Below are 3381 nucleotides of genomic sequence, written 5' to 3'. Positions count from 1 at the left end.
CGGCTCAACGAGGCCGCCCAAGCCGTCCGCGAGGCCGCCGGAGAGCTCGGCCCCCAGCGCACCTATGACGTCCGCGGCGGGCGCACGCTGACGCTGCACGAGGGCGGCACGGTCGCCTGCTACGCCTCCCGGGGCGGCGAGCCGGGCACGGCGGCCCTCGTGCGGGCGCTGGCCGCCCGCGGCACCACGGTGCTGCTGCCCCACACCCACGACGGCTCCGACGGCCGCGGCACCCGGCTCGGCTGGGGCCGCGCGCCCGGCACGGCACCGGGACCCGGCCCCGGGCGCCCGGGCGCCGTCGGCGACGCGCCCCTGCTGCCGGGTCCCGACCTCGGCCCCGGGGCCCTGCGGGCGGCCGACGTCGTCCTCGTCCCCGCCCTCGCCGTCGACACGGCGGGCCGCCGCCTCGGCAAGGGGGGCGGGTACTACGACCGGGCGCTCGGGGAGCTGCGCGAGCACCGGGGGTGGCTGCCGCCGGTCGTCGCGCTCGTCCACGACGACGAGGTGCTCGACGCCGCCGTGGAGCCCGTGCCGGCGGAGGCGCACGACGTCCGCGTCAGCCACGTCGCCACGCCGGGCCGGTGGATGCGCGTCGACGGGTAGTCGACGGCGCCGCCGGGCCGGCGCCGCGCCCGCCGTCCTCCCGGCCTCAGCCCGCGGACGTCGAGCGGGGCGTGAGGACCAGCTCGTCGCGGGCGGCGTCCTCGACGGCGCCCGGCGTCGAGGGCCACGGGAAGGTGCGGCCCTCCGCCCACGCGCCGAGCTGGTCGGTGGCGTGGCCGCTCCAGGGGTGCTCGCTGACGCCCGCGAGGTCGACCCAGCGGGAGGCGTCGAGGTCGGCGAGGTCCACGACCATGCGCATGGAGGGCACGGCCGTCACGCCGTAGCCCTCGCGGGCGTCCCAGGAGGTGGCGTCGACGAGCGACGTGCTGCCGCCGAGGTCGACGGGGCCGGCCGTCCACAGCGCGCGCACGGGCGCCGGCACCGACTCGTCGCCCAGCACGTCCTGGCGGAGCACGAGGCGGTGCAGGCGGCCCCACTCCCAGTCCTCCGGGTCGGCACCGAGGGTCGCGGTGAGCTCCAGGCGCGCCTGCTGCAGCGCGCGACCGAGCACCTGGTCGCGGGTCTCGACGACGGCCGGCGTCGTCGCGTCGTCCCACCAGGGGCTGTCCGGGTCCTCGAGGAGCTGGCCGACGACGGTGAACCAGCGGCTCCCGCCCCGAGGCTGCGCCGTCTCGGGCAGCTGGTCGGCGAAGGTGAGGCGCAGGAGCGTCGACCAGACGGCGTTGTAGTACGCCGCGGGGGCGCTGTCGGCCGTCGTCGTGCCGTCCCAGCCGCGCAGCAGCTCGACCGCCTCGCGGGTGAAGGCGCGGCGCTCCGGGCTGGAGCCCGGGTCCTCGGGCAGCGGCGCGTCGAGCAGGTACGGGACGAGGACCTCCGCGAAGGGGTCCACCCGGTCGTTCTGCAGGGCCTCCATGTCGTCGGCCGTGACGGGCCGGCCCGCCGCCACCCGGTCCTCGAGGACCTCGCGGATGCGCTGGGCGCGGTGGCCCGTGTCGGGGTCGGCGGTGAGGAAGGGGTCGAAGGCGTCGGTGATGCGCTGGTTGGCGCTGACGACGAGCCCGTCCGGGGGGTCGAGGACGGACGGCATGTCCGCGAAGGGCACGGCGCCGACCCAGTCGTAGTCGGGGTCCCAGCCGGGGCGGGGCCACGTGCCGGTGCCCTGCCCGAGGCCGGCGCCCGGCTGGCGCAGGGGCACGACCCCGGAGGCCTGGTACCCGATGCTGCCGCTCGTGTCGGCGTAGACGATGTTCTGGCCCGGCACGACGAAGAGGGAGGCGGCCTCCCGGACGTCGTCCCAGTCCTGCGCCGCGTCGAGCGCGAAGACGGCGTCCATCGTGCGACCGGGCTGCAGCGCGGTCCACGACAGCGCGACGGCGTAGCCGTCGGAGCCGGCGGGCGGGGCGTCCTCGGGCACCGGCGCGGCCCGCCCGGCGGCGGCCAGCTCGGGCACGACGTCGGACAGCAGCGGCCCGTGGCCGGAGCTGCGCACCTGGATGGCCACGTCCTCGCCGCCGGCCACGCGGATGGTCTCGGTGCGGGTGGTGAGCGGCACCTGCTCGCCCGCGCGGAGGGCGGCGCCGTCCCGGACCCGCTCGAGGTAGAGGTCGGTGACGTCCGAGCCGGTGTTCGTGAACCCCCACGCGACGTCGGCGGTGTGGCCGATGACGACGCCGGGCATCCCCGCGAAGGAGAAGCCGCTGACGTCGAAGGGGCAGTCCTCGTCCACCTCGGTGCAGTGCAGCCCGACCTGCGACCAGGTGCTGGGGAAGCTCGCGGCGAGGTGGGGGTCGTTCGCGAGCAGCGGCTCGCCCGAGGCGGTGTGCTCGCCCGAGACCGCCCACGCGTTCGAGCCGATGCCCCCGGTGGCGCCGGAGCCGTCGCCGAGGAGGTCGGGCACGGCGGCGAGCGCCCGGTCGGCGCCCGCCACGGGGTCGGCGGGGTCGGCGAGGGCGGCCACGACGCCGGCGAGCACCTCGTCGTCCGCGGCGGGCAGCTCCGAGGTGGCGGCCGCGGGCGCGAGGGAGCCCACCGCGCCCACCACGGGCTCGCCGACCGAGGCCGACGGCGGCGGGAAGAGCTGCTCGACGAGGCCGACGTCGCCCACGGCGCCGTACGCCGCGGCGCGGGCCAGCTCGTCGGAGTAGTTGGCGCGCAGCGACCAGGCCATGGCCTTGAGCCAGGCGAGGGAGTCGACGGGCGTCCAGTCCTCGACGGGCCCCAGGTCCACGCGCGTGCCCAGCGCCGTGTAGGCGGCCGAGAGCTCGCTCGGCGAGCGCCCGCCCGTGTAGGCGTTGACGCCGTCCGCGTAGGCCTCGAGGTAGGCGCGGGTCTCCGGGGCCAGGAGCGGCAGCTCGGCCTCGGCGACGCGCCGCCAGCCCATGGTGCGGACGACGGCGTCGGCCTCGACGGCGCCCGGGGCGTCCCCCACGAGCTCGGCGAGGCGGCCCGCCGTCACGTGGCGGCGGAAGTCCATCTGGAAGAAGCGGTCCTGCGCGTGGACGTACCCCTGCGCGAAGAAGAGGTCCTCGGGGTCCTCGGCGTAGACCTGGGGCACGCCGCGCGCGTCGCGCAGCACGCGCACCTGGGCGCCGAGGCCCGGGACGGCCACCTCGCCGGAGGTGTCGGGCAGCGGGCGGCGGAGCAGGACGACGACGGCCGTGACCGCGACGAGCGCCACCACGAGCACCACGGCGAGGGCGACGACGCCGGCGGATCGTGGTCGGGGCACGCGGCGAGGGTAGCCGCCGCCCCGCGACGGCCCCCTCTCCCGGACGCCCGCGCCCGGCGGCGGGTCGGTCTGCGGGCGGGGCCCACCGG

General features: G+C 78.1%; 2 protein-coding genes. One reads left to right on the top strand and one right to left on the bottom strand.

The window, feature by feature from the left end; genetic code table 11:
- A partial coding sequence (locus HLB09_RS14710) for a 5-formyltetrahydrofolate cyclo-ligase (protein ID WP_246235518.1) occupies window positions 1-603 on the top strand: 603 nt, incomplete at its 5' end.
- 46 nt (window positions 604-649) lie between these two features.
- Here HLB09_RS14710 and HLB09_RS14705 read toward each other — a convergent pair.
- A complete protein-coding gene (locus HLB09_RS14705) occupies window positions 650-3292 on the bottom strand; it encodes a penicillin acylase family protein (protein WP_171204080.1) in 2643 nt (880 codons plus the stop codon).
- Between the last annotated feature and the right edge of the window lie 89 nt (window positions 3293-3381).

The sequence above is a fragment of the Pseudokineococcus marinus genome, assembly GCF_013004605.1.
In the GTDB taxonomy this organism is placed as follows: domain Bacteria; phylum Actinomycetota; class Actinomycetes; order Actinomycetales; family Quadrisphaeraceae; genus Pseudokineococcus; species Pseudokineococcus marinus.
The sequence above is the reverse complement of the archived record's forward strand: the minus strand, read 5'-3'. Positions and strand labels throughout refer to the sequence as shown.